The organism is Novibacillus thermophilus (genome assembly GCF_002005165.1).
GTDB classification, from domain to species: Bacteria; Bacillota; Bacilli; order Thermoactinomycetales; family Novibacillaceae; genus Novibacillus; species Novibacillus thermophilus.
The window spans coordinates 3,260,303-3,282,735 of sequence record NZ_CP019699.1; the positions used below are offsets into that span (position 1 = coordinate 3,260,303).

Sequence of the window (22,433 nt, forward strand, 5' to 3'; positions counted from 1 at the left end):
AAAAACATCTGTTAGCTGTACGTTGCGATGTCGTCATGTTGCACCTCCTTTGGCCAATCAAAAAGAGCCGCCATCTGACCTTTAAGCCAGTCGGCAGGCTCCCCGCCTATTCGGATGATTTCTTCCACCTGCTGATAGATTCGTTTGGCATGCTCTAACTGCTGTTCCGTTTCGGTTCGGACAATACGTCCCTTGCCTTCGTCTTCCAATATCTTTTTCCTCAGTTCTCTTGTCGAAAGCCCCTCGTCATTGGCTTTCTGAATGTATTTTGAAGGATCGGGCGAATTGGCGGCCACCCGATGATGATACCAGCTTAGGGACGGTATCCTCATCTCCGGCTTAGGAAAAGCCCTGTACACCTTGACCAGTTCCCTGATCTGCGCCGGGCTGATCCCCAATTGGGACGAGAGCCACGTCTGTTTGACTCCCCGTTTGAACATTTCATCCAACAGTTGGCCCTTGATCCAACGGGCCTCCTGCTCGCTTTCCTCCACTTGAACGTAAGCAGTCAGCAATTCTTCCAGAGAAGGATCGCTGGCCGGTTCGTTAATAGGCCGGATATTTTCCGGTTGTATCAGTTTCAGCGTGTCGTACATCTCATCAACGGTCTTGTTTTCCCTCCGAGCCACCGCCACAATAAGATGGTGGCGGTCAATGTTTCCGCCGTGTATCTGTGCATGGTGAACCCCACACAGGTGAATCAGATTCTCCCGAACATCCTTACCGCCAGCCCCTCTGGTGCGAATGTGGTGTGGTTCACCGGGGGCCGGCTGATTGCAACGAAGGCCCGTGTCCGGATCAATGTATTCGCAAAACCCGCCGGATTCCTGCCGGATGTCGTGCACAACACTCATGGAACCACCTCTTTTTCAGGCACAACCTCTGCCAATCCATTGATCAACCGTTCTGTTAGTTTAGTGTTCCGTTCGGCGATCTTGTTGTTACGAATGGCTATATTAAGGGCCTTTTTGGTCCCAATCATGACCACTTTCTGTTCAGCCCTTGTCATGCCTGTATAGATCAAATTTCTTGCCAGCATAATGTAGTGGCTTGTGGAAACCGGCATGATTACGATAGGGGCCTGACCACCTTGAGACTTGTGAATAGTGATACAATAGGCCAATTGTAGTTCCTTCAATTCATCTTTGAGGTAGAACACTTCCTGCCCCATAAAAGTGCAATACAATGCTTCATGGGCTTGTCCGTCCTCGTCATAATAAACACCTACACGTTTCACAACGCCCATCTCACCGTTATTCAGGCCCTTCTTCCGGTTGTTTTTGGTGTGGATCACCTTGTCTCCCTGACGGAAAATGGTCTTTCCCACTTTCCATTCGTCTTTGGAAGGATGGGCGGGATTGACGGCCTCCTGCAAAATGCGGTTCAATTCTTTTGTCCCGATCACCCCTTTTTTCATGGGGCTTAAAACGAGAATGTCCTCAATACGGTAACCTAACTGCACGAAACGGAGAACGCTTTTTTTGATCAATTGAGCGATATATTCCGGCTTTTCCTGGTGGATAAAGTAAAAATCCTTTTTCGCCTCGTCGATGACAACAGGAAGACCCTGATTGACCCGGTGGGCATTGACGACTATCTGACTCTCCTGTGCCTGCCGGAAGATTTCCGTGAGCCTGACCGTTGGTATACCGGCTTCAATCATATCTTTCAGGAAATTACCCGGATTGACAGATGGCAACTGATCCACGTCTCCCACAAACAGGACTTTGGTTCCCGGTTTAACAGCGTCCAAAAGAAAATGGGCCAACTGAATGTCCATCATGGACACTTCATCCACGATGATGAAGTCATAGGGTAACGGATTGTGCCGGTCGTATTCGAGTTCCTCCCCTTGCCGGAAACCGATCATGGAATGGATGGTGGATGCCCCCATTTCTGTAATTTCAGCCAGTCTCCGTGCTGCCCTTCCCGTTGGGGCACATAAGCCAATATAAGCATCCCTGTTCTTTTGTCGATAAATGTCGATCAAGGCCTTCGTGACTGTTGTCTTCCCAGTACCAGGTCCGCCTGTCAGGATAAGGACATTGTACGCCAATAACCGTCGAATGGCGTCCCGTTGCCGTTCCGCCAGAACAATGCCGTTTCTGCGTTGATAATCCTTGATCCATGCGTCCAGTTGTTCAGGCATCGCTCCGTCCCCATCCCGGCAATCTGTCAGTTTTGACAGTTTGCAGGCCGTGAGTGTCTCATATGTGTGTAAGTACTTGGGATAAACAGAACCTTCCTCAAAGATCAACCGCCCTTTGAGTTCCAACTGGTAAATGGATCGACTCACATCCTCCCATGTGACTTGCTCGTTTTCCGACTGGTTATGGTTTAAAACTTTAAGTGTCTGTTCTATCAGTTCGTTTTCCGGCAGATAACAATGTCCCAGTGACAAACATTTCTCTTTCAGCACATAGTCGGCACACGCCTCTACCCGATAGCCGGATAAGGGAGATACGCCCACTTTTCTTGCGATCTCATCTGCCTTCAGAAAACCAACCAAGTCCAGCTTTGTAAGCAGGTACGGGTTTTCCTTGACCACACTGACGGTGTTTGAACCAAACTCTTTGTAAATTTTCATAGCCATGTTTGTGCTGATTCCGTACTGGCTGAGTTTACCAATGATTTTCTGTACTTCAAAATTGGATTTTACGCTTTTAATAATGGTACGGGCATTCTTTTCCCCTATGCCCTTGATGTGCCGGATGGCGGATTCACCCTGTTCCATCATCACTTCAACAGCAGACGCTCCCAAATGGTTAACGATCACTTTGGCCCGTTTAGGGCCGCAACCTTTAATCAATCCGCTTGAGAGGAAGGCAATCGCCTGTTCTTTTGTGGCTGGAAGGGGACGCTCCCACCGCTCTATTTCAAACTGTCGACCATACCTTGGATGTACCGACCATTCGCCATGTACCATGATTTTTTCGCCCTTTTCTACGCCAAGTACTGATCCCTTTACGATATGTTGGCCATCATCGGTTATTAGGAGCGCAATGAGAAAATCATCGTTGCGGTAGATAATACGGCCAAGTTCGCCCTGTAAACACTTTGACACAAAAGTCACCTCCTTCTGTTGGAAAATAATGGTTATCAATTGAGCATAGCTTCGCTATCCCACAATCCGGAACAGATTCAGGCAGTAGCAGTAATCGATTCAGTTTTGTTTACCACACCGTCACAATTATCCGCCTGCTTTAACGCAACCCTCGCAATGAAATCCGTCTCACAACTGACAGGTCCAAATACGGCCAATACTTTAACCTACTCAACAGACCATTTTCTCATTTAAGTACATGGATAATCTGTTCCAAATCCTTCTGAAACCTGTCCCCCTTTCGTTCATCAAAAATTCAAGGGTCGCGTTATCGAAAAGATCTTTGACCAAATGGACCGACACGGCTAACCACCGTTTTGTTCTTGTCCTCTTTTGTTCAACAAATTCTCTGCATTTAGCGATTTGATGCTTCAGCCTTTCTGCCAGTTCCTCTTTATCCTCAGTAATTTCCACTGCCACCTCATCTTCTGAACGGGACATCCAGGGAACCAGTTTGTCTTTAGACATGATGCCGGTGCCATAATATGTATATTTGGGTCTTTTGTCCCCTTTTCGCCATACATGGTGCGGGATTAATTGCCCCATCAATACGCGTATAACCCCATAAGTGTCTTTGATTATACGGTACAGCCGATCTTCCCAGCACTCAAAACCAACAAAGACATAACCGGGAATCTCTGCAACATGTATACCATCCACTTTTTTCTCGTCATACTTGCTGACATCTTTTCCCGGTACGAAAACGTCCAATTTGACACCGTGACGTTCACCTTCCTTTTCGATCATGCACGCTATCCTGGATTCCTTTTTCGTCAGAACCTGCACGGCCAGATAAAACACGGTGATTCCCTCCTTTTCCATAACGGACATGCGAATTGATGTGTCCCAAAGCATAGGCAATGTTACTTTTGCAAGACGATATAATTTCTTTATGCAAAAGGTACTCTCTGAACGCTTTCGTCCCCGGCTTTGCCATAACCGGGACTCCCAGTTGCTTGCGTGCCGAAAGATAAGCAAACTTGACACGTTCCATATCCAGTTGTTTTTTTATCCTTTCGTTTTGTAAATGGCTCCTTATTCTATATTCCTCAGAATTTTGTTGAGACATACCGCAGTGTTTTCGCAAGTTTTTATTTTGTTCCGAAGGAGTACGCACGGCGTTTCCTCCTTTATGTTTGGGTTTTAGTTCCTCCAACTAAATCCGATTAGCTACCAATAAATGAAATTAACTGTTAATATAAAAACAAAGGTCATGCTGACGGCATCATCTTTGGGCCGCCTTACTCATAGAGAGTGAAAGATCGGTCATATTTAAATTGCTTTGTCAAAGTATGATGTATTTTTTTCGACCCATTGAGTGTGTTCTTCAATCCATTTCATTAGCAAATGAGTAGGAACTTTTGGATGACCAAATTCTCGTGTTACTGGAAAATCCTGACGATTAAGCAATTCACTGGCCTTGTTCGCTTTTATACCGAGAAATTCCATTAATTGATTTCGGGAAAGCAGCGGAGGCCATTTCGTATAGTTCTGCTTTTTTGATTCCCATTTTTCAAGTTCTTCTTGGAGAACCTTACGGAACTGTTCATTATCAAAGTCAATGTCAACTTTAATCAAAATAAGACCTCCTTCATGCATTCTTTAATTTTTTATTTCTATTTTAGCAACATTTTTTCCAAAAATAAGTCATTCATATTGCAGTGTAATACCTTGCATAAAATTGGAAGGTGTTCAGCCTTAAATGAATAAACTCCTTTTTCATACTTTAAATATGTCGATGGTGATTTAAAACCAAACTCCTTTGCCATATCATTAAGTGTAAGATTAAAAATCAAACGACGGCTTTTTATAAAATCTAAATCAATCAATTTTACAACCATACCTCCTTTATATTGCTATATTAGAAACGTAACTTAATCTAATTGTACAGTTCTAATATAGCAATGTCAATACCTAGTAATTCTGTTTTAGAAATAATTGTCTTTTTCTTTTGAGAAAAAACATGTTATTATAATGAGTGCAATTATAGAAAGATGGTGTTGTAAATGTCTTCGGTTGTAGGAAATAGAATAAAATTAAGAAGAAATATAAAAGGTTGGTCACAAAGGGAGTTAGCTCGAAGAGTTGGGCTCAATTATAGTGTTATGAATAGAATTGAATCTGGCAAAAGACCTGTGGGAGATACTGAACTTAGAAAGATTGCGGAGGTACTGGATGTCTCAACCGATTACCTTCTCGGTCGGACAGACGATCCTATCCCTGATAAAGCAGAAAAAACATTTGAAGAATGGATAAACGATCCAGAAACAGTCATTTTTTTTAAGGATTACCTAAAGGCTCCTGAAGAACGCAAAGAGGAATTAAGGCGGTTTTGGGAGTTTATGAAGGAACAGGAAAATCAAAAAAGGAAAAAATAGAGTAATATCAAATTTTCTTTAATATAGGTCGATATATCTGTTAGGCGGGTATATCGGCCTATATATTTTTTACCATTAAACAGAACACATGTTTGGTCAGGAGGTTGTAAATTCAATGGATGTTAGTAAACCCAAATCATTAGCCCATTCTATTGAGTACCTTTATGATCACCTAAACATTACCCATCCTTCGGAACTGGATATGTTTTATATTGCTGAAAAGTTTTCGCTAAATATTCACTTATTCCCTATACAAAGCCGTACATTTAAAAAAGATAGTGTCTATTATATCATTATTGATAGCCGATACCCTCAAAAACAGTGGCAAGATTTTGGACATGAGATAGCACACATTTTTTTACATGGATGGTTACCCGAAATTATAAATTACGGAGGGAACCAGTTGTTTTTGACTAACCAATTTATTCAGTATCAAGAGATAAAAGCGGATTTATTTTCTTACGAGTTCTGCATTCCCACATTCATGCTAAGAAAGATGGAGATCCCCAATCATGTGCAAAGGGCCGCTAGTTATATCGCTGAACAGTTTTGTGTTACGAATGAATTTGCATACAAGCGTTTAAACCGTTTAAAGCAGAATATGATAAAATCTAATATTGCAAATATTATGGGATAGGAGGAAATTATTTGAGAGGTCACATTCGCAAGCGGGGAAACAAATGGTGTTTTGTGTTGGATGTCGGGATTGACGAAGAGACCGGAAAACGAAAGCAGAAATGGTTTTCGGGGTATCGCACAAGTAAAGAAGCTGAACGCGCGATGATTGCAACAATTAAAGAGATTAACGAAGGTACTTTTATCGAACCATCAAAGGAGAAACTCGGCGATTACATGATTAAATGGTTAAATGAACGAAAAGACAGTTTACGCGAAACCACTTATACGAATTACAGACATTATCCTGAATTTCGAAAGTAAAGTTGCTTGATCCAGTAATAAAGGTGCTCCAATCCTTGGTATAATGGTGTTTGAACGAACAACAAAACCCAAAGAGAGGGGCACCCGTTAGGTGAAGTCTACCACAAACATCGCCAAAATGAAAACAGAATTCACGCTAAAGAATGCAACCTCACACGCAGGGAGTAAACCCTTGCTTGCGTACCTTGAAAAAATCAAACTGGAAGACGCTTTTCGTCAGATAGGTTGCGGGAAAGGCCGGAATACGCTTTTTCCGTTCTTCAAGATCTTGATGTACCTTTTAGTCGGATGGCTACTGGGTTGCGAACGTATATTCCATTTCCGCTCATTGCGAGACGATTCGCTGGTACGTCGATTTTTAGGTGGACGTTGTCCCCATCACACTCTTTTGTATAAAGAACTGTGCCGCGCTGCTGTCTCCATGCCCACGATCCGTCGGGACTTGAAGGCATTAAACCTTGATCTCATCACTCCCTGCCTATCCGACGAATGCATTCTCGACCTCGATTCCACCGTTGAGACGGTGTACGGGAATCAGGAAGGGGCCGAAGTTGGGACAAACGCTCAAAAGCCCGGACGTAAAAGCTTCCAACCACTCATCGCCTTTGAAGGAAAGTCCCGTCTTTACCTTAATGCCGAACTGCGTTCAGGCAATACGCATTGTTCCCGCAATGCCCATACTTTCGCGAAGGAAACCCTTCAACGTCTTCCTAAATCGTGTAAAGTCAAGTATGCCCGATTCGACAAAGGATTCGGCGGCGAAACCTTCTATAGTTTTTGGGAAGGCAAACAGATCGGCTACGTTGGCAAACTCAAATGGACGCATCGGTTAGCCAAAGAAGTCGCCAAATGTCCTCATTGGAAACGCTATGTGGACGGAGACGTCATCATCGAAGGCCTTTGTTTAGTGTACAAAGCCACTTCTTGGAAAAAGGCTCGAATGGTGGTCGTCATCAGGAAAGCCGAACGCTACGATGGTGATCAACTCCAATTCGACTTTCTTTGGGATTACGAAGCAATCGTGACCAATTTGGATTGGGAGCCCATCGACATTTGGCGTTTTTACAATCAGCGCGCGTGCATGGAGAACTACATCAAAGAAGTGAAGCACGGCTTTTCGATTCACCGTATTCCGACAGATTCGTTTAAAGCCAATGAAATCGATCTGTTGCTGAAGCTGTTGGCCTACAATGTATTCGAGCGTTTTAAGATGGACTGCTGTGAACCGGTTCATCGCCGCTATACCATTGCACGATTTCGTAAGGAGTTTTTCCATGTCCCTGGTACGATCATCTATCGCAGTCGCCAAGTCATTCTAAAAATCGCGGCAGCCTTCCAAAATGAGTACAGTTGGCGGCGCATGGAAGAACGGGTGGTTCTCCTACAATAATGCCTATCCAAACTTTTACATGGAAATAACCGAGCCCGCTTGTGTGGGGAGGGGGAAAGTGTATCCCAAGAACAAGAAACCCCATCGAAAGGACAAGTTTAGTTTCCACTTTTACTGTTTGTTTCCATGTGGGTAATGCTAGAAATAGCTGATGTTATCCACATTCGAAATTCGGGATTATATTAATTCATATATCAATCCTGGATTGGGACATCATCGACTTGATCGACTTAACACCGACCATTTAAAGAGATTTTATAATCAAATGGGCAAAAAATATTCAAGATCTACCGTCGCCAGCTTACATCGTGTCATAAAAGCCGCTCTAAACCGTGCACCAATCAAACAAAACCCCGCAAAATTAGTCAATCCTCCTAAAATCCCTAAACCAAAAATGCGCGTATGGTCGGAAGATGAAGTAACCCAATTTTTGGAGGTTGCAAAATCTAACCGGTTGTACATTGCATTTTTACTTGCTCTAACCACAGGTATGAGACGCGGGGAGATACTTGGATTATCATGGGAAAATATTGACTTTAAAAACCGAACAATATATGTTGAGCAATCTTTAACAATGTTGGGCGAAATACAAGAACTTAAGTCCGATTCAGCTCGTCGTCCCATATCACTGCCGAAAACAACGGTTGATGAACTAAGAAAGCACAAACTTACTTTGCAACATGAAAAATCTATAGCAGGACCTTCTTATGAAGATAGTGGCTTAGTTGTATGTACAAGGTATGGAACAAAAGTATTGCCGCGCAATTTAAATCGTACATGGTATAAACTACGGGATAAAGCAGGTGTTACATCGATCCGATTTCATGATCTTCGCCACACACATGCTACACTAATGCTCAAACAAGGAATACACCCAAAAATTGTAAGCGAACGATTAGGACACTCAAGTATCCGTGTTACATTAGATACCTATTCCCACGTCGTACCCGGATTACAAAAAGCAGCAGCTGATCAATTTGGAAAGATGTTGTTCGGAAGATAAAAAAATCGCCTTAGCATACTAAAGGTTTGCAAAATGTTTGCAAGTGAGCCTTTCATAATAAAACGGCGCGGTTTCTTGAAATCGATAAACCGCGCCATATCAATGTTTTTTAGTGGTGCTGACGGAGGGATTCGAACCCCCGACCCCTTCATTACGCCCGAAGTGGTACAGCACCTTCGCCCGAGGTTGCCCTGTTTCGGGATGACGCTCATTATGTGCCAATTGCACATACTTCGTCACCGATCCGTTTTTATTTTTACGGGAGATTGTTCGAATATACATGTCTACATTATACAACATGTACTACAATATTCAAACTAAAACATATACTTATTTATCCACAATTTATAAGATATAAATAGTCAAAATAACACCGAGTTATCCACATTATTTTAGTGCCTACGGGTTTTGGATCAAAATCAGCATGTGATACCTGTGCAAAAGATCGTGAAACCGTTGGTATATAAGGATTCTTACTTATCCACAGATGATAATTTAGTACTTATTTTTGGCTACAACTGTCGAACCCGGGATTAAATTAAAGTTATGTCCTTAAAATTGTGTAAAATAGGTTTCTAAATAATAAGAGCCAATTTCAAAATCCTCGGTTAGAATGGAGTTGTCGGAAAATACCATTCTGGAGAGGAGAATTTTGAAATGGCTCAATACCAGATTACCGTAGATCAAGAACTTTTGCAGCAACTTTTTTTAGGACATTCTCAAGATGCTGGTGTGTCTAAGCTTCTGGAATCTGTATTAAACCAAATTCTCCAAGCGCAGGTGACGGAACAGTTGGGAGCTGAACGCTATGAACGTACAGATTCCCGTCAAGGCTACCGCAATGGGGCCTATCCTCATCAGTTAACCACTCGGGTGGGAACCATTACGTTACGTGTTCCTCGGATACGAAATGGTCAGTTTTCTACTGAATTGTTTGCCCGTTACCAACGGAGTGAGCAGGCTTTAGTATTAGCCTTGATGGAGATGGTCATAAACGGGGTTTCTACACGCAAAGTCTCCCAGATTACCGAAGAGCTTTGTGGTACCCATTTCTCTAAATCAACGGTTTCCGAACTGTGTAAGCAGTTAGATCCCATCGTCGAAGCCTGGAATGGGCGCCCGCTTTCCGACAGCCCGTTTCCGTTTGTGCTGGTGGATGCCTTGTATCTGAAAGTACGGGAGGACGGTCGCGTCCGATCCCGGGGAGTGATGGTGGGCATCGGTGTCAACACTGACGGTTATCGAGAAGTCCTTGGTCTCATGACTGGTGATACGGAGTCGGAAGCCGATTGGCGTGAATTCTTTGGTTGGCTCAAACAACGTGGCCTGCGTGGTGTGGATTTCATCACGTCTGATGACCATGGCGGTCTCGTGCGTGCGATTCGCCAGCATTTCCAGGGGGTCACCTGGCAACGATGCCAAGCCCATTTTATACGCAATATACTGGATGCGACTCCCAAAGTCCTGAAGGATGAGGTATACAGCCGTGTGCGTACGCTTTTAGATGCTCCTGATCTTGAGACGGCTAGGTTGTTGCTTTCTCAAACCTTGGAAGCTTATGAAGAAAAAGCGCCCAGAGCCATGCGCATCCTGGAGGCCGGGTTTGACGATGCGACGGCTGTTCTATCCCTTCCGGAAAGGTATCGCAAGCGTCTGCGTACCACTAACAGCATAGAACGATTGAATGAAGAGATTCGCAGACGGGAACGAGTGATCCGGATATTCCCAAATCGTCAGTCCGTCATTCGATTGCTTGGTGCTTTGCTCATGGAACAGGATGAAAAATGGGCCAGTGGACGAAAATATCTCAACATGGAGGAATACTGGTCCTGGTATAAAAACAATCCCAAAAAGCAAAACGCTAGCGTAACAAGGATCATGTGACAACTTCTCTAACCGAGGAATTTTTACACACAATTTTGGACTTGATCTTAAATTAATGCCTTATACTACAAGGGATTGGAAGCCTAAAAAAGGACTTCACCCCTGCTTGGAGAATTCTTCAAGTGACCAAACAATCTAAAACCCAAGAGGAGAAGTCACTTTGTATATTCATTCTCCAATAAAGTCTGTTTTCCTTCGAAATTGTTTGTAGAACAGGCTCCTTATTCCACTTACGGGCTCTTTGCCGATCACTTTTATCACTGTTACAGGTTATGTGCCAGGTAAGTGGTTACCAAGCCCAAAATCCCATAAGAGAGGGAAGGAAAAGGAAAAACAGGTAGAAAATCAATACCCCATTTCATCTTAAAATTAAAAGGTATCCAGGGAGTCTGTTATTTTCCCCATATACCTTAATTCGAGAATGGAAAACCCTGACTGGTCTAATGGATGTCCATCCATACCGATCATGGATCTACGATTCCTTTAAGAGACAAGGAAGTCCATTCCATGGGTAACATAGGGTAAAGCAAATTTAATATATTCTTCCGGCGGCATCGTGCAATTGTCTTGACAATCCATAGAAGCCCCGTAAATGCCCCAACTTAACATAACAGCGGCAACTCGTAGAGAATGGTCACTGACATTAGACCCTTGCTTTAATAACATCTGGTAAAAAATATCTTTAAGTTCTTTCATGATAATGGCTTCAATGGTTGTTCTAAATGCCTCGAAGCTTCTTGGGCAATTCTTTTGCAAAGATTTTTGGAAGTTCGTTACAGATAAGAAAATACTGACAATGGTTTCTTGGTTAAGTTCATCATGCTTAGCGATTTCATTGGTTACACTGAGCATCAAATCTTCCTTTAACACCCTTTCCATTAGGTCATATTTATCCGTGAAATGATAATAAAATGTCGCTCGATTGACTGTTGCTTCCGACGTAATATCTTTGATCGTAATATCTTTAAACTCTTTTTTCCCTGAAAGTTTAATAAATGCATCCATGATTAACTTACGAGTACGCAGAATACGAGGATCTGTTTTCACTTGAGGCATGAAAGGGTCTCCCTTCAATTTTTTAGACATTTTAATAAAATTGTTGTTTATACGATAAAAAGCAAAAAGTATTGGTTGAGCCAATTTCATACGAATCCTATAATAAATTTTACAACATATGTTGGAAAAACAAAAGGTGTTAAAAATAAACGTTTGGAGGGATTGGAACAAGTCATGTGGTTCCTGCATTCGAATGGAACACTTTAAAAGAGCCCTCTGAAATTTTTTTGAGGTGGATCCAGCATATGGGAAAAATGATGGAGGGAGAAATTTATCATGACAAAAACAAAATGGACGGTCGATACGGCACACAGTAGTCTGGACTTCTCAGTGAAACATATGATGGTTTCAAAAACAAAAGGTACGTTTCATAACTTCGAATCAACAATTGAAGCGGATCCTGACGATTTAACGACTGCAAATATTGAATTCGTCATCGATGTGGCAAGTGTTGATACTCGAAATGAGGGACGGGACAATCATCTGCGTTCTGAAGATTTCTTTGATGTGGAACAGCATCCGAAAATGACGTTCAAAGCAACCAATATAGAAAGAACAGGTGAGGATGAGTATAAAGTGACCGACGACCTGACGATTTGTGGCATAACCAACTCCGAAACGTTCTCCGTGACATCGGAAGGACAAAGGAAAGACCCTTGGGGCAATGAAGTGGCCGGATTTAGTGGAGAAGGGAAAATCAACCGTAGTGATTACGGGTTGACATATAATGCCGTATTGGAAACAGGCGGCGTCGTTGTAGGAGACGAAGTTAAAATATCGATTGAAATTGAAGCGCAAAAAGCCACTTGAACACGTTAGGAGATGCGGAGAAATAATCTTAACGACAGCGTTGTTGAGTGCAACTGACCATCAGTGGGGGACGAGAAAACCCCACTGATGGAGGTTTTACTTTACGTCGGTTGATTGGATAGTTGATATCCGGGGTAAAATCTTGGTTCTCTGTTATGTAAACCTACAGGGATTATGAATATAAATTGGAAGGAGCGGAAGAACAGATGGAAAAATATCGTATTGATGAAAGTAAAGGATTGGAGTTTGGTGTGTTTTCACTGGGAGATCACTTGCCAAATCCTTTAACGGGAAAAAGGGTTTCGGCAGAACAGCGCATACACGAATTCATTGAATTTGCAAAACTCGCTGAGCAGGCAGGTATTGATTTTTTTGGCATAGGAGAAAGTCATCAGAAGTACTTTGTCGCACAAGCACACGCTGTTGTTCTTGCGGCTGTTGCCCAGGCGACAGAAAAAATAAAACTCGGAAGTACTTCCACAATTATTAGTACATCGGACCCCGTGCGTGTATATGAGAACTTCGCGACGATTGATTTGATTTCGAAGGGCCGCGCAGAAATTGTGGCAGGGCGGGCCTCAAGAGTCGGGCTCTACGATTTATTGGGCTACGATCTTCGTGATTATGAAGAATTATACGAAGAAAAGTTTGATCTGTTATTAAAGATTAATGAAGAAAAAAAGGTGAATTGGCATGGACAATTTCGTGCCCCATTAAAAAATGCGGAAGTTCTTCCTCGTCCCAAAAACGATTGGATGCCGATTTGGCGTGCAGTTGGTGGGACACCGGCGAGTGCCATTAAGGCGGGGCTTGCCGGTGTGCCGGCGTATTTTGCCGGTCTGGCTGGCCCCGCTTCGGGTGTAAAACAAAGGATAGATGCCTATCGGGAAGCTGCACGAAGCAACGGTTTTGATCCTTCGAACTTACCCGTAGCAATGGCAGGCCATTTATATGTAGCTGAAACAACACAACAGGCATTAAAAGAATATTGGCCTCTCTTCAGTGAAGGGACTAAGCGAACGAACGGTCTGACCTTTCCAAAGCAAGTTTTTGCCCAGGCGGCTCATCCTCATAATGTTTTGAATATCGGAAGCCCTCAGGAAATCATTGAAAGAATCCTTTACCATCATGAACTATTTGGCCATCAGCGTTATATCGCGCAAATCGACTTTGGGGGGATGCCTTTTGATAAAGCCATGAATAACATTGAGCTGATTGGCACGGAAATCATGCCCGCCGTCAAGAAATATACAGCCAAAAGGAAGGAGGAAGTGAAATGAAGATTGTTGGGTTATCTGGTTCAAGTGTCGGTACGAAAACAAGAACGGCTATGGACTACACCATAAAAACCGTCAAGAAAAACTACCCCGACACTGAAGTGACATTGATTGATTTAGCAGAATACGATGTTCAATTTAGTGACGGACGTGACTATTGGGAATACGAAGGAGATACTGCATATGTGGCACGAACAGTCATGGAAGCCGATGCCATCATTATTGGAACGCCTATTTTTCAGGCGTCTATCCCAGCCACATTGAAGAATATATTTGATTTACTTCCCGTCAATGCCTTTCGTGATAAAGTGGTCAGTATGCTTGTAACGGCAGGTTCACCCAAGCATTACTTAATTGCAGAACAGCAACTAAAGCCGATCTTATCTTATATGAAGGCACAAGTGGTTCAGGCCTATGTGTTTATCGAAGAAAAGGATTTTTATAGAAAAGAAATTACGAATGATGATGTGATTTTCCGAATCGAACGTTTGGTTGAGGATACAGTTATATTAACAGAAACCTATACGAAAATTCGTGAAGAAAAAGGTAGCATACGGCTTTTAGCAGAATCCATCAAACCTACCGTTATCATCCACGGGATAGGTTCTTTGGTGACTTGGTTCGTTTGGTCAACCCATCTACGTCAAGGAGCCTATCCTTATTTCAATCCTGAAAAGGCTGGAACAAAAGGACTGTTTCCTTATCATCCTTTTTCAGTTTCTTTTTTAAAGTGATTAACTCACTTTCGGATACGACCGAGCAAGGTTGTGTAACAATTTAGCAGGTGGAACCCCTGCTTGGTAAGACTTTAGCCAAGTCGACAATAGCGAGTCTTGGATCTCCAAGAGTAATTTTGTAGATTAGCGTAGATAGTCAGTTTTAGTAGGATTGAATGTGATTGAGCCTCGAAATGACTAATAATTTAGCTTGTATACAGGTATCTTTTCAACACTCGGAAAGGTGGTTTAAGTGGTAGAACAACAGATGGTGGTTGATTTACAAATAATAACGAGTATTCGGCGAAGCAAGTGTGGGAATTATTAACAAACGAAGATGATGTAAATAAGTGACATCCGAGGTAAGAGTGCCGAAAATAACTAGCCACGGATCGCGGTTTTGCATCCCCCTGACAATAGTATATTATCTATTTCATGATGGTAGATGACGGCCCAGGTGAATGAGCAGGCGTTAAATAATATTGTAATTCACCTTAGAGCGTTAAGTGCAACCTTGGCAGCCTTCGCAATCAGCGTATCGTCATATTTGGCATTCTTCGTATCATAGCGGGACATAATCGCAATGACGATTGGTTCTCTGTTTGGTGGCCAAACAACTGCAATGTCATTTCTCGTTCCGTAACTTCCGGCCCCACTCTTATCACCGACCTCCCATCCTTCAGGTGCACCCGCACGATCAGTGTATCTCCTGTCGCATTGCCCTGCATCCAATTCGTGAACCGTTCACGCTCATCATTCGAAAGCAAGTCGTTGACTGCGAATGCCTGAAGATCGAAGGCAAGAGCTCTCGGTGTACTGGTGTCACGAGTATCTCCCGGTGTGAATTCATTCAAATCTGGTTCGTATCGGTCCGACTGGGTAACGTTATCGCCGATTTGCCTTAAGGCTTGTTCAAATCCATCAAGACCTCCTAGTGCCTTAAGTAAGAGGTTCCCTGCGGTGTTGTCACTGGACCGGACCGCGGCCTCACTTAGTTCCAAAAGTGTCATCCCGGTATTCACGTGTTTCTTGGTAATCGGAGAATAGGGAACCAAATCATCCTCGGTGTAAATGATGACTTCCTTAAGCTCTTCCATAGAATTCTGCCGCAGCACGATGGCAGCGGCCAAAGCCTTGTAGGTGGATGCAAAAGCGAAACGTTCCTCTGGTCGATATTCGACGGTCTGATTCGAGCCCGTATCGATCGCATAGACACCGAGCCGAGCATCAAACTCATTCTCGAGCTGGGCAAACTTTTCATCTGTATTTTCTGTTTGTCCCACTTCGTTCCCCTCTTTAGATGAGGAATCGGTTGAACTGTCTGCATCCGCGCAAGCGGCGAGTGTAATCAATGCGAGCAACGACATAAACAATGTAAACTTACGCATGCTGAATTTGGATTTGCATGTTTTTTTCAAATTGATAACCTCTTTCTGTTTTTGATCTATCAAAAATTGAACTGGCCTCTTTTGGTCTTAAAAATGGTTAAGTCTGTACATGTTTGCCATTAAGAAGCTATCCAATAATTCCGCCGCCCTTTTGCTCTTCATACATTTTTATGCGTTCGACTAAACTTATATCCCCATGGATAAATCAGGGGCTTTACGGCTTGATTCGGTAATTAATTACATTTCTTGTTCCATGCGGTCGATCACAGGGAGTGCAGAGGGCATCTCCCTTCCTTTTGAAAGATTGATTTAGCGCACAATATCAACGGAATATGTAGCAACTTTTTACTTCTGTTTCACAGTTTAAATGCACTTCGACCTGGTAGGAACGTTGAAGATACTATTTCCCTTCTATAGCAAATTGCTTTATACGCTTCTCAATTTCATCGCGAACTCGCCGGAAGACGGCCCACTTTTCCTCCTCTGTCCCTTCTGCTTTGGCCGGATCGTCAAATCCCCAGTGGTACCGTTTAACGTGAGGAGGTGTCGTCGGACATGCGTCTTCGGCATCCCCGCAAAGGGTAATCACATAGTCTGCACGGTTCAAAAGCTCAGAATCAATTGTTTTTGATTTTTGATTGGAAATGTCAATCCCAACTTCTTTCATCACCTTGACAGCATTCGGGTTGACACCGTGCGCTTCGATGCCAGCTGAGTGAATGTCATACTTGTCCCCAAGATACTTACGGCCAAATCCTTCGGCCATTTGACTACGGCAAGAATTCCCTGTGCACAAGAAGTAAATAATCGGTTTGGACATGCCTATACCCTCCTTTGGTTTATACTTCATATTGCACGAGCTGAGCGACTTTTTTTGTAAAATGACGTATGGGAAATGGTATCAATACTCTTTAAATGATCAACAACCACAGGTAGAGTCCGACAAGCGTCATGAACAATGTTGGGATCGTTAGTACAATACCGACTTTAAAATAGTACCCCCAAGAAATCTTAACACCTTTCGTTGCGAGTACGTGTAACCATAATAACGTCGCCAGTGATCCGATGGGCGTAATTTTCGGACCGAGGTCCGATCCGATGACATTGGCGTACACGAGCGCTTCCCGCATCAATCCTGACGTGTTTGTCTCCGCAATCGCAAGGGCGTCAATCATGACAGTGGGCATGTTGTTCATAATAGATGATAGGAAAGCGGCGATAAAGCCCATCGCGACTGTCCCGGCGAACAAACCACCCTCTGCTGCAGCTTGTATCTCTTTTGCCAACAGAGCGGTTAACCCGACATTTTGCAACCCATAGACGACAACGTACATCCCGACAGAAAAGAATACAATCGCCCAAGGCGCCCCCTTGATGACCTCGTTGGTCGGTACGGCAGGACTCCTTTTGGCCATAATCAAAAAGAAGACCGCAATAACGCCGGCGACAATAGAAACCGGGATGTCCAGAAGTTCGCCTCCGAAATATCCGATGAGCAGGATCGCCAGAACGAACCAGGACAAACGAAACATCCGATGGTCTTTGATTGCTTCCCCCGGCTCCTTTAGTTGCGATATCGCATAATGGCACGGAATGTTTTTACGAAAGTACACATACAAAACGAGCATACTGGCACCGAGTGCAAAAACGTTCGGTACAATCATACGGGACGCATATTCGGAAAAACCAATCCCGAAAAAATCCGCCGACACAATGTTAACCAAGTTGCTGACAACGAGAGGCAGAGAGGTAGTGTCGGCAATAAAGCCGCTGGCCATAATGAACGGCAATACCATCTCCTCCTTGAATTTCAAGTTCCGCACCATGGCGAGTACAATCGGAGTCAAGATCAACGCCGCTCCGTCGTTGGCGAAGAAAGCCGCCACGACGGCCCCAAGTACGGTAATGTACACAAACATTTTAATCCCGTTGCCTTTCGCCACTCTGGCCATGTGCAAGGCAGCCCATTCAAAGAACCCAATCTCATCGAGAATGAGCGAAATAAGAATCACGGCGACAAACGTCAAGGTCGCATTCCACACAATGCCTGTTACGGTCACTACATCGTGAAGATCAACCACACCGACAAGTAAGGCCAGGACCGCGCCGCCGCAGGCCGTCCAGCCGATTCCTAACCCTTTCGGCTGCCAAATAACGAGGATCAATGTTGCGACAAATATAACGGATGCTAATAGTACAGTTGACAATCTAACGACCTCCACTATTCACATATGACTCGTAATCCTTCTGCCTCCAATGCTTCCAGCTTTTCCTTTTGATCCGGTAGGTGATAGAGTATATCTTGTATGAGCGGATAGGTTTCATGTTCTTTGTTTAGCTTGTAAAAAATCCATTGTCCTTTTCGGCGTTCTCTCACTAAACCTGCATCTCTTAATTTCCTAAGATGCTGGCTGATGGCAGGCTGGCTCATTTGAAAAATTTCTACGAACTCACACACACAACATTCATGGTCTTCCAGAAGTCCGATCATTGTGAGGCGCGTTTTATCGCCTAATAGCTTAAGAATGTTTACGGCTTTTTCAATATCTACAACAGTATTTTCCATAACAAGAACCTCCCTTCACACTCCAACATCAGTATATAAGGATATCCTTATATATGCAACAAAGATATGTAGACATCGTCAGGAAAATGCCCATAGAAAATCATGTGCCCATTTTCGACGACATCATCTAAATATACCCCCACTGCTACATCTTTAACGATGTTGGGCGAAATTCAAGAACTGAAGTCTGATTCAGCCCGTCGCCCTATATCACTACCAAAAGCGACGGTTGATGAACTAAAAAAGCACAAAAGTATTTTGCAACATGAAAAATCTACGGCAGGAGCTTCTTACGAAGATAGTGGCTTAGTTGTATGTACACGGTACGGAACAAAAGTATTGCCGCGCAATCTAAATCGTACACTTTAGCATACTAAAGGTTTGCAAAATGTTTGCAAGTGAGCCTTTCATAATAAAATGGCGCGGTTTCCATAACTTTTGGAAACCGCGCCGTATCAACGTTTTTTGGTGGTGCTGACGGAGGGATTCGAACCCCCGACCCCTTCATTACGAGTGAAGTGCTCTGCCAGCTGAGCTACGTCAGCATATTTTGTTTTGGTGGAGGCGAGCGGAGTCGAACCGCTGTCCGAAGACATCGCCACGCCAGCTTCTCCGAGCGCAGTCACTGTTTTGGGATTTAACTGTTTGATCTGCCCAGTGACAGGCGTATCAAACAGCGAGTTACCTTCGTTTCGCTTTCCGGCCGGTAACGTTCCGGTCAGCTAGCCCACTGAGTGTGAGACCCGGTTGCACCACATGGGCGATGGTACAGCGGATCCTGGCTGAACTTTATTAAGCAGCCAGAGCGTAGTTTTGTTGTTTGCCAGTTACATTTGGCGTTCTGCGTTTTTACGAGGTACGCAGCCCCTCGGCTCGCTACTGACGCTCGATCCATCTCCGTCGAATCCAAAAAACGCCCCCGGATTCAACAGATGGTACGAGGCTTTTTTTCAGCCTCGGTATATCATTATATAATGGGTCCACCTCCATGTAAAGAGGGAATTTCAGGGGAGTCAGGACCGCTGCCGTTCTTTGAAGGCCCGCTCCATTTCCCGCTGGGCATCGCGTTTGGCCATGTCTTGCCTTTTGTCGTACAGTTTTTTCCCTTTTGCCAACGCCAGTTCCACTTTGCAAAAGCCGTTCCGCAAGTGTAAGTCGAGGGGGATTAAAGAATACCCTTTGAGTTTCGTTTTCCCGATCAATTTCCGGATTTCGTCTTTGTGCAAAAGGAGTTTGCGCGTCCGCGTCGGCTCATGGTTGAAACGGTTGCCTTGCTCAAACGGGCTAATGTGCAAATTCAAAAGGAAAACTTCACCGTCTTTAATGCGGGCGTAACTGTCCTGCAAGTTCACTTTTCCCGCGCGTACAGACTTTATTTCCGTCCCGGTGAGCACGATCCCGGCCTCGTACGTTTCCTCGATTGTGTAATCGTGACGGGCTTTTTTGTTCCGCGCCACCACTTTCACTTTGACGCCGCCTTTTCCCATGTGCTCACCTCCCACAGAACGCTAAAGACTAATGGTCAGTATAGCAAGGGAACACCGTTTCGTCAATGAATGGAGGCTTCACCGTTCTCTTGTCCTCCTTTTCTTCGCCGTTTTTTCGTAAAACGGTGTAACCGCCTTTTGTCGGCGCCGTTTTTTTCCCTTGCGTCCGTTGTTTTGATGGAACTCTTCCCCGGCGATAACGGCCGCCTGTCTGTTTTTTCGCTTTTTCCTCGGTTTGATGTCCACCAGTTCAAAATCGACCGACCGCTCGTCTACATTCACGTTCGTCACGCGAATTTTCACTTCATCCCCGATGCGGTACTGTTTGCCCGTTCGCTCTCCGACGAGCATGAACTGATCGTCCAGAAAGTGATAGTAGTCGTCCACCATGTAGCTGACGTGCACCATTCCTTCAACGGTGTTCTCCAGTTCGACGAATATGCCGAACGACGTCACGCTGCTAATGATGCCGGTAAACTCTTCACCCACTTTGTCCAGCATAAACTCGGCTTTTTTCAAGTCGTCCGTTTCCCGCTCTGCATCGACGGCAACGCGTTCCCGCTCGGATGACTGTTCGGCGATCGATGGTAATGTTTCGCTCCAATGGGCCGTTCGCTCATCTGAAAGGGTGTGGTCTGTTAACACTTCGCGGATGATGCGGTGAACGACTAAGTCGGGATAGCGCCGAATCGGAGAGGTGAAATGGGTGTAATGTTTGGCTGCTAATCCGTAATGCCCGTCGTTTTTTGCCGCATAGCGCGCCTGTTGCATGGACCTTAACATGACGCGGCTGATGACCGTTTCCTCGGGCTCGCCCCTCACCGTTTCCAGCAACTGTTGCAAGGCACGGGGGTGGAGGTCGTCAGCTTTGCCGCGCACCGAATAGCCGAAATGCGTGACAAATGAGAAAAAGGACATCAGTTTCTCACTGTCCGGGTGTTCGTGAATTCGGTAGATGAACGGCACGTTGAGCCAGTGGAAATGCTCGGCCACCGTTTCGTTGGCGACGAGCATGAATTCCTCTATGATTTGTTCTGCGATCGTCCGGGGGCGTTCCACAATGTCCGTCGGCTTCCCAGCTTCGTCTACAATGATCTTTGCTTCAGCAAAGTCAAAATCGATGGCCCCACGCTGCAGCCTTTTTTGGCGCAATGTGAGGGCCAACTGCTTCATTAACTGGAAATGGGGTACGAGCTCCGCATAGCGCGCTGTCACTTCCGGATCTTCTTCTTCGAGTATTTTCCACACATCGCGGTAAGTCATTCGGGCGTTCGAGCGGATCACACTGGGAAAGATGTCGTAACGCACCACAGTGCCTTGCCGGTCGATTTCCATCTCGCACGACATTGTCAACCGGTCGACGTGGGGATTTAAGCTGCAGATCCCGTTAGACAAGCGCGGCGGCAACATCGGGATGACCCGGTCCACCAAATACACGCTGCAGCCACGGCGGTACGCTTCTCGATCCAAGGCAGATCCTTCCCGGACGTAGTAACTGACGTCGGCGATGTGGACGCCGAGACGGATGTGACCGTTGTCCAACGGCTCCACTGACACCGCATCGTCCAAATCTTTGGCATCGTCTCCGTCTATCGTCACTGTGGTCCTTTCTCTGAGATCCCGACGTCCCGAGATTTCTTCCGGCGCAATCTCATCCGGCACTTGACGCGCTTCTTCCATCACTTCTTCTGGAAATTTTTCGGGTAAATCGTATTTGCGGATGATGGACACAATATCGACACCTGGATCGTTTTTGTGCCCGAGAATTTCCACCACTTCACCGGCAGCGCTTTTGCGGTCATCCGGGTAGTCTTTAATCTCGACGACGACTTTTTGGCCGTCAACGGCGCCGTTTAATCCGTCTGGCGGAATGAAGACATCTGCCGTCAACCGTTTATCGTCCGGAATGACAAAGCCGAAGTTGTGGCTGGCGGAAAATGTGCCGACGATTTTCGTCTGGCCGCGGCCGATAATGCGGACGATCTCCCCCTCCATCCGCTTTTCACCCGTGTGTTGCTTGTTGATGCGGGCGATGACGGTATCGCCGTCCATCGCCCCTTTCATATCGTTGGGGTGAATGAAAATGTCCGGGTGATCCGTTTCGGAAGGGAGGACAAAACCGAACCCTTTCGGGTGTACTTGCAATTTGCCGCGAATGAGATTCAACCGCTCTGGAATGCCGTAACGGTTAGTACGGGTGCGGACGATTTGCCCGCTCTCTTCCAATTGATTCAATGTTTTAACGAGTTGGCGGAAGCCGTCCGATCCTTCGACGCCAAATACTTGTTCCAATTCTTTGACCGTCAACGGTCTATACGCCTTTTCCCGCATAAAGGCGACAATGTCTTCAGCCTGTACCAAACACCTGCAGCTCCTTCCCTCACAGTTTCTGCTTCTTTTCACAGTGTACCCTTAACCTTTTCGCCTTTAAACACA

At 44.8% G+C, this 22,433-nt stretch carries 20 protein-coding genes, 1 tRNA gene, 1 other RNA gene and 3 pseudogenes; 10 read left to right on the forward strand and 15 right to left on the reverse strand.

Annotated features, from left to right (window positions below):
• Nucleotides 1–11: 11 nt before the first annotated feature.
• The 6 genes from B0W44_RS15905 to B0W44_RS15925 form a co-directional block, all read right to left on the reverse strand.
• Entirely contained in the window at nt 12–854 is an 843-nt protein-coding gene (locus tag B0W44_RS15905) for a hypothetical protein (RefSeq protein ID WP_077719499.1), read from the reverse strand.
• Nucleotides 851–3,064: an SF1B family DNA helicase RecD2 gene (gene recD2 / locus B0W44_RS15910; protein ID WP_169835468.1), complete on the reverse strand. Its 2,214-nt coding sequence runs from the start codon at nt 3,062–3,064 to the stop codon at nt 851–853. The genes B0W44_RS15905 and recD2 overlap by 4 nt, the downstream gene beginning before the upstream one ends.
• A gap of 210 nt (nt 3,065–3,274) precedes the next feature.
• On the reverse strand, nt 3,275–3,850 hold the full coding sequence (locus tag B0W44_RS15915) for a transcription termination/antitermination NusG family protein (RefSeq protein ID WP_237087420.1): 576 nt from the start codon (nt 3,848–3,850) through the stop codon (nt 3,275–3,277).
• Nucleotides 3,831–4,220 (reverse strand): hypothetical protein, encoded by a 390-nt coding sequence (locus B0W44_RS18290; protein WP_169835632.1) that lies wholly within the window; start codon nt 4,218–4,220, stop codon nt 3,831–3,833. The genes B0W44_RS15915 and B0W44_RS18290 overlap by 20 nt, the downstream gene beginning before the upstream one ends.
• A gap of 155 nt (nt 4,221–4,375) precedes the next feature.
• Nucleotides 4,376–4,681, reverse strand: coding sequence for a DNA-binding protein (locus B0W44_RS15920; RefSeq protein WP_228441264.1), 306 nt, complete (start codon nt 4,679–4,681; stop codon nt 4,376–4,378).
• Nucleotides 4,682–4,719: 38 nt separating this feature from the next.
• Nucleotides 4,720–4,944: a helix-turn-helix domain-containing protein gene (locus B0W44_RS15925; protein WP_077720871.1), complete on the reverse strand. Its 225-nt coding sequence runs from the start codon at nt 4,942–4,944 to the stop codon at nt 4,720–4,722.
• 165 nt (nt 4,945–5,109) lie between these two features.
• On the opposite strand from B0W44_RS15925, the gene B0W44_RS15930 reads away from it, so the two are divergent.
• The 6 genes and pseudogenes from B0W44_RS15930 to B0W44_RS15955 all read left to right on the forward strand — a co-directional run bounded on the left by B0W44_RS15930 (nt 5,110) and on the right by B0W44_RS15955 (nt 10,697).
• Nucleotides 5,110–5,481 (forward strand): helix-turn-helix domain-containing protein, encoded by a 372-nt coding sequence (locus B0W44_RS15930; protein ID WP_077720872.1) that lies wholly within the window; start codon nt 5,110–5,112, stop codon nt 5,479–5,481.
• A 115-nt stretch (nt 5,482–5,596) separates the two neighbouring features.
• Nucleotides 5,597–6,118, forward strand: coding sequence for an ImmA/IrrE family metallo-endopeptidase (locus B0W44_RS15935; RefSeq protein WP_169835633.1), 522 nt, complete (start codon nt 5,597–5,599; stop codon nt 6,116–6,118).
• 11 nt (nt 6,119–6,129) lie between these two features.
• Nucleotides 6,130–6,271 (forward strand): annotated as a pseudogene (locus tag B0W44_RS19370) (Arm DNA-binding domain-containing protein); the annotation flags it as partial.
• Between the two features lie 267 nt (nt 6,272–6,538).
• On the forward strand, nt 6,539–7,810 hold the full coding sequence (locus tag B0W44_RS15945) for an IS1380 family transposase (protein ID WP_077721187.1): 1,272 nt from the start codon (nt 6,539–6,541) through the stop codon (nt 7,808–7,810).
• A 265-nt stretch (nt 7,811–8,075) separates the two neighbouring features.
• On the forward strand, nt 8,076–8,813 hold the full coding sequence (locus tag B0W44_RS15950; RefSeq protein ID WP_077720875.1) for a tyrosine-type recombinase/integrase: 738 nt from the start codon (nt 8,076–8,078) through the stop codon (nt 8,811–8,813).
• 657 nt (nt 8,814–9,470) lie between these two features.
• On the forward strand, nt 9,471–10,697 hold the full coding sequence (locus B0W44_RS15955) for an IS256 family transposase (RefSeq protein ID WP_077720876.1): 1,227 nt from the start codon (nt 9,471–9,473) through the stop codon (nt 10,695–10,697).
• A gap of 483 nt (nt 10,698–11,180) precedes the next feature.
• On the opposite strand, the gene B0W44_RS15960 is transcribed toward B0W44_RS15955, so the two are convergent.
• Nucleotides 11,181–11,753 carry a TetR/AcrR family transcriptional regulator gene (locus B0W44_RS15960; RefSeq protein ID WP_077720877.1) on the reverse strand — a complete coding sequence of 191 codons (573 nt, stop codon included), beginning with the start codon at nt 11,751–11,753 and terminating at the stop codon, nt 11,181–11,183.
• 276 nt (nt 11,754–12,029) lie between these two features.
• Between B0W44_RS15960 and B0W44_RS15965 the strand changes: the two genes are divergently transcribed.
• From B0W44_RS15965 to B0W44_RS15975, 3 genes and pseudogenes are all read left to right on the forward strand, one after another.
• Complete coding sequence (locus B0W44_RS15965) at nt 12,030–12,563, forward strand: YceI family protein (protein WP_077720878.1); 534 nt, start codon at nt 12,030–12,032, stop codon at nt 12,561–12,563.
• A 206-nt stretch (nt 12,564–12,769) separates the two neighbouring features.
• Complete coding sequence (locus B0W44_RS15970; protein WP_077720879.1) at nt 12,770–13,843, forward strand: LLM class flavin-dependent oxidoreductase; 1,074 nt, start codon at nt 12,770–12,772, stop codon at nt 13,841–13,843.
• Nucleotides 13,840–14,385, forward strand: a pseudogene (locus B0W44_RS15975) (NADPH-dependent FMN reductase); the annotation flags it as partial. The gene B0W44_RS15970 and the pseudogene B0W44_RS15975, both read left to right, overlap by 4 nt.
• Nucleotides 14,386–15,045: 660 nt before the next feature.
• On the opposite strand, the pseudogene bla reads toward B0W44_RS15975, so the two are convergent.
• From bla to B0W44_RS15995, 4 genes and pseudogenes are all read right to left on the reverse strand, one after another.
• Nucleotides 15,046–15,944: pseudogene (gene bla / locus B0W44_RS15980) on the reverse strand (class A beta-lactamase).
• Nucleotides 15,945–16,344: 400 nt separating this feature from the next.
• Entirely contained in the window at nt 16,345–16,764 is a 420-nt protein-coding gene (arsC, locus tag B0W44_RS15985) for an arsenate reductase (thioredoxin) (protein WP_077720881.1), read from the reverse strand.
• Between the two features lie 91 nt (nt 16,765–16,855).
• On the reverse strand, nt 16,856–18,151 hold the full coding sequence (locus B0W44_RS15990; protein WP_077720882.1) for an arsenic transporter: 1,296 nt from the start codon (nt 18,149–18,151) through the stop codon (nt 16,856–16,858).
• A gap of 14 nt (nt 18,152–18,165) precedes the next feature.
• Nucleotides 18,166–18,510: an ArsR/SmtB family transcription factor gene (locus tag B0W44_RS15995; RefSeq protein ID WP_077720883.1), complete on the reverse strand. Its 345-nt coding sequence runs from the start codon at nt 18,508–18,510 to the stop codon at nt 18,166–18,168.
• A gap of 159 nt (nt 18,511–18,669) precedes the next feature.
• Here B0W44_RS15995 and B0W44_RS18295 point away from each other — a divergent pair, with 159 nt between their 5' ends.
• Entirely contained in the window at nt 18,670–18,879 is a 210-nt protein-coding gene (locus tag B0W44_RS18295) for a hypothetical protein (RefSeq protein WP_169835634.1), read from the forward strand.
• Nucleotides 18,880–18,979: 100 nt separating this feature from the next.
• On the opposite strand, the gene B0W44_RS16000 is transcribed toward B0W44_RS18295, so the two are convergent.
• The 4 genes from B0W44_RS16000 to rnr form a co-directional block, all read right to left on the reverse strand.
• Nucleotides 18,980–19,055, reverse strand: a tRNA-Thr gene (locus B0W44_RS16000).
• Between the two features lie 11 nt (nt 19,056–19,066).
• Nucleotides 19,067–19,431: a transfer-messenger RNA gene (ssrA, locus tag B0W44_RS16005) on the reverse strand.
• A 92-nt stretch (nt 19,432–19,523) separates the two neighbouring features.
• Entirely contained in the window at nt 19,524–19,997 is a 474-nt protein-coding gene (smpB, locus tag B0W44_RS16010; RefSeq protein ID WP_077720884.1) for an SsrA-binding protein SmpB, read from the reverse strand.
• Between the two features lie 78 nt (nt 19,998–20,075).
• The gene (gene rnr / locus B0W44_RS16015; protein ID WP_077720885.1) at nt 20,076–22,358 is read right to left on the reverse strand and encodes a ribonuclease R; all 2,283 of its coding nucleotides are present in this window, start codon (nt 22,356–22,358) and stop codon (nt 20,076–20,078) included.
• Nucleotides 22,359–22,433: the final 75 nt, after the last annotated feature.

Coding starts and splice junctions, on each gene's coding strand:
- smpB (WP_077720884.1), bottom strand. CDS start 19,997: ATGGGAAAAGGCGGCGTCAAAGTGAAAGTGGTGGCGCGGAACAAAAAA.
- B0W44_RS15925 (WP_077720871.1), bottom strand. CDS start 4,944: ATGGTTGTAAAATTGATTGATTTAGATTTTATAAAAAGCCGTCGTTTG.
- B0W44_RS18295 (WP_169835634.1), top strand. CDS start 18,670: ATGTTGGGCGAAATTCAAGAACTGAAGTCTGATTCAGCCCGTCGCCCT.
- B0W44_RS15945 (WP_077721187.1), top strand. CDS start 6,539: ATGAAAACAGAATTCACGCTAAAGAATGCAACCTCACACGCAGGGAGT.
- B0W44_RS15955 (WP_077720876.1), top strand. CDS start 9,471: ATGGCTCAATACCAGATTACCGTAGATCAAGAACTTTTGCAGCAACTT.
- B0W44_RS15915 (WP_237087420.1), bottom strand. CDS start 3,850: ATGATCGAAAAGGAAGGTGAACGTCACGGTGTCAAATTGGACGTTTTC.
- B0W44_RS15970 (WP_077720879.1), top strand. CDS start 12,770: ATGGAAAAATATCGTATTGATGAAAGTAAAGGATTGGAGTTTGGTGTG.
- B0W44_RS15930 (WP_077720872.1), top strand. CDS start 5,110: ATGTCTTCGGTTGTAGGAAATAGAATAAAATTAAGAAGAAATATAAAA.
- B0W44_RS15960 (WP_077720877.1), bottom strand. CDS start 11,753: ATGCCTCAAGTGAAAACAGATCCTCGTATTCTGCGTACTCGTAAGTTA.
- B0W44_RS15950 (WP_077720875.1), top strand. CDS start 8,076: ATGGGCAAAAAATATTCAAGATCTACCGTCGCCAGCTTACATCGTGTC.
- B0W44_RS15935 (WP_169835633.1), top strand. CDS start 5,597: ATGGATGTTAGTAAACCCAAATCATTAGCCCATTCTATTGAGTACCTT.
- B0W44_RS15905 (WP_077719499.1), bottom strand. CDS start 854: ATGAGTGTTGTGCACGACATCCGGCAGGAATCCGGCGGGTTTTGCGAA.
- arsC (WP_077720881.1), bottom strand. CDS start 16,764: ATGTCCAAACCGATTATTTACTTCTTGTGCACAGGGAATTCTTGCCGT.
- B0W44_RS15995 (WP_077720883.1), bottom strand. CDS start 18,510: ATGGAAAATACTGTTGTAGATATTGAAAAAGCCGTAAACATTCTTAAG.
- B0W44_RS15965 (WP_077720878.1), top strand. CDS start 12,030: ATGACAAAAACAAAATGGACGGTCGATACGGCACACAGTAGTCTGGAC.